The organism is Micromonospora arida (assembly GCF_042873195.1).
Lineage (GTDB): Bacteria > Actinomycetota > Actinomycetes > Mycobacteriales > Micromonosporaceae > Micromonospora > Micromonospora arida.
The window spans coordinates 832995-835514 of record NZ_JBIALC010000002.1 but is presented as its reverse complement, the minus strand read 5'-3'; the positions used below and the strand labels follow the sequence as shown (position 1 = coordinate 835514).

Genomic DNA, 2520 nt, shown 5'->3' with positions numbered 1-2520 from the left:
GTCGTGGCGCTGCTGTTCGTGGCGCTGCTGTTCGTGGCGCTGCTGTTCGTGGCGCTGCTGTTCGTGGCGCTGCTGTTCGTGGCGCTGCTGTTCGTGGCGCTGCTGTTCGTGGGCCTGCTGTCGGTGGTCCTGCCCTCGACGGTCCTGTTGTCCGTGGTCCTGTTGTCGGTGGCGCTGTTGTCGGTGGTGCTGTTGTTCGGGGCGCCGGCGAAGTCGAGGCGGCCGAAGAAGAGCGGAGTGGTCGGGTCGTCGGCCAGCTCGGCGACCCGCCGGGCCAGGGTGCGGCCGAGCGTCTCGGCCGCGTACGCGTCGCCGGCCACCTGGTCACCGGTGGCGAAGAGAGACTCGGCCCGCTCCCGCATCCGACCCAGCGCCGCCCGAGAGGTGGTGAGGTGTGCGCGTTCGGCGGCCAGGTCCGCGTCGAGGCCGAGGTCGGTGTGGAGCTGGGTGTCGAGGTCAAGTGCGGGCATGCTGACGTCCCATCGTTCACATCTGCTGCGCGCTCGCGTGTCCGGGGGCGGATGGCCGGCCGCCCGGCGCGAAGACGTCCGTTCCGGTGCAGCTCACCTCGGCCGTCAAGCGGGCTGCAACACTACGCTTCCGAACCCGACGCATCCAGCGAATTACCGACGCGACCACCCATCCGAGACGGCGTGTTGCCTGGCCGGGTGTCGCTGGGCGATCACGCGCCGCCTCGCGCCGTGGTTCTCATGCCGTGACCGCCGCGAAGACGGTGATCGACTCGGCTTTCAGATTGCCTACCGGGTGTAGGCGGGTGATCACGACCCGCCTCGCGCCGTGCTTCTCATGCCGTGACCGCCGCGAAGACGGTGATCGACTCGGCTTTCAGGAAGTCGCGGTGTCTGGGCTGGTGCAACGCCCCGGTTTCCAGGAAGCCGAGTCGATCACCGGGACACGCGGCTTGCTCCGGCAGAGACAGCAGGGTCGTCGCGGTCGCGGTGCCGGTGCCGATCGCGGTGTTCGCGGTGGCGGTGCCGGTCGCGGCGGTGCCGGTGGCGGTGTTCGCGGTGGCGGCGCCGGTCGCGGTGGCGGTGTTCGCGGTGGCGGTGGCGGGTGCCAGTCGCGGTGGCGGTGGCGGTTTTACGGCGCGGTCGCGGGCGGCGTGGGCGTGGTTGGGGGCGTCAGCAGCGCAGGTGGTAGAGGTTGCGACGCGGGGTGCGCAGCGGGTCGAGCCAGCTGGGCGGGAGGAATTCAGGTCGACCGTCCGCTGCGAGACGGACCGTCCAGTCGCCGCGGTGGATGAACCGGTGGTGGTAGCCGCAGAGCAGCACCGCATTGCCCAGCGCCGTTACCCCACCGTCGGCCCAGTGTCGGATGTGGTGCCCGTCGCACCATCTCGGCGGTCGATCACAACCAGGGAAGGCGCAACCGCCGTCCCGCAGGACCAGCGCGCGCCGCACAGGGCCGGTGAAGAGCCGGCGCTGCCGGCCGACGTCCAGGACCTGACTGTTGCCGTCCAGCACGACCGGCAGCACGCCCGCATCGCAGGCCAGGCGGCGGACCGCACCGGGGGTGAGGCGCGTGCCGGTTTCCAGTGTTCCGGCGCGTACGCCGTTGACTAGTTCTTCCAGCGAAACGGTCACCACCAGCTGAGGACGGTCGCCCCCGTTGTCGGGCAGCTGACCGGTGCGTAGCGCCAGTCGGCAGATCTCACCCAACGCATCGGCGCGGCGCTGACCAGGACTGCGGTCATCATGTTCACCGGCTGGGGCGCAGAGCGGATCGATCGCCTCGCGCAGCAGGCTCGCGGTTTCGGTGTCGAGGTTGCCGCTGAGGCGTACCTGGCCGTTCTGTTGCTCGGAGAGGGTGACGTGCCGGCGGGCCTCGGCCCGCTCGGTGGCCCGCTCCAGAGCCTTCAACTCAGCCTGGTCGGCCAGCTCCGGGGCGACGTGCGCGAGGACGCGCTCGCCGAGCCGGCTGAGGCTTGTCGGATCGAAACGGTCGGCCCAGGTGATCAGTAGTTGGGTGGCCTTGTCCGCCACCTCGGGACCGGCTTCGACCGGGAGGGCGGCGACCGTCTCGGCCACCACCCGCCCCTGCTCGACGCTGATGGCACCGCTGAGCAGCGCGTCGCGCACCGCTGGTGGGGCGGCGTCGATGGTGGTGGCGAGCTGGACCAGTTGGCGGGCGCTGCGACCCGAGAGCCGCAGCCGCTCCCGAAGCCAGACGGCCGTGGATGAGGCGCCCTGGGCGATCGCCACCCCTCGACCGTCCAACTCGCGGACCAGACCGAGCTGAATGGCGGCCAACCGCTGCGCCAACACCTGAGTCGCGTCGAGAGAAGCAAGCAGCTCGTCATCGGAGAGCGCCCAGAGCGCGGTTTCGGCGCAGTCGTCGACTGCCCCGCCCACCTGCGCCAACGACTCCAACATGGAACCAGAATAGAACTGGTGTACGACACTTTGGAGTCGTCCTGATCAATGAGCGGAACGACATTTCGTCGATCATTGCGAGCTCCCCGCTCCCCGCTCCCCGCTCCCCGCTCCCCGCTTGCCGTGC

The 2520-nt window shown here is 70.2% G+C and carries 1 protein-coding gene and 1 pseudogene; both read right to left on the bottom strand.

Going from position 1 to position 2520, the window contains the following annotated elements; all coding sequences use genetic code 11:
• Window positions 1-470: pseudogene (locus ACFYP0_RS10550) on the bottom strand (hypothetical protein); the annotation flags it as partial.
• A 672-nt stretch (window positions 471-1142) separates the two neighbouring features.
• Window positions 1143-2393 carry an HNH endonuclease signature motif containing protein gene (locus ACFYP0_RS10545; RefSeq protein ID WP_356975837.1) on the bottom strand — a complete coding sequence of 417 codons (1251 nt, stop codon included), beginning with the start codon at window positions 2391-2393 and terminating at the stop codon, window positions 1143-1145.
• Window positions 2394-2520: the final 127 nt, after the last annotated feature.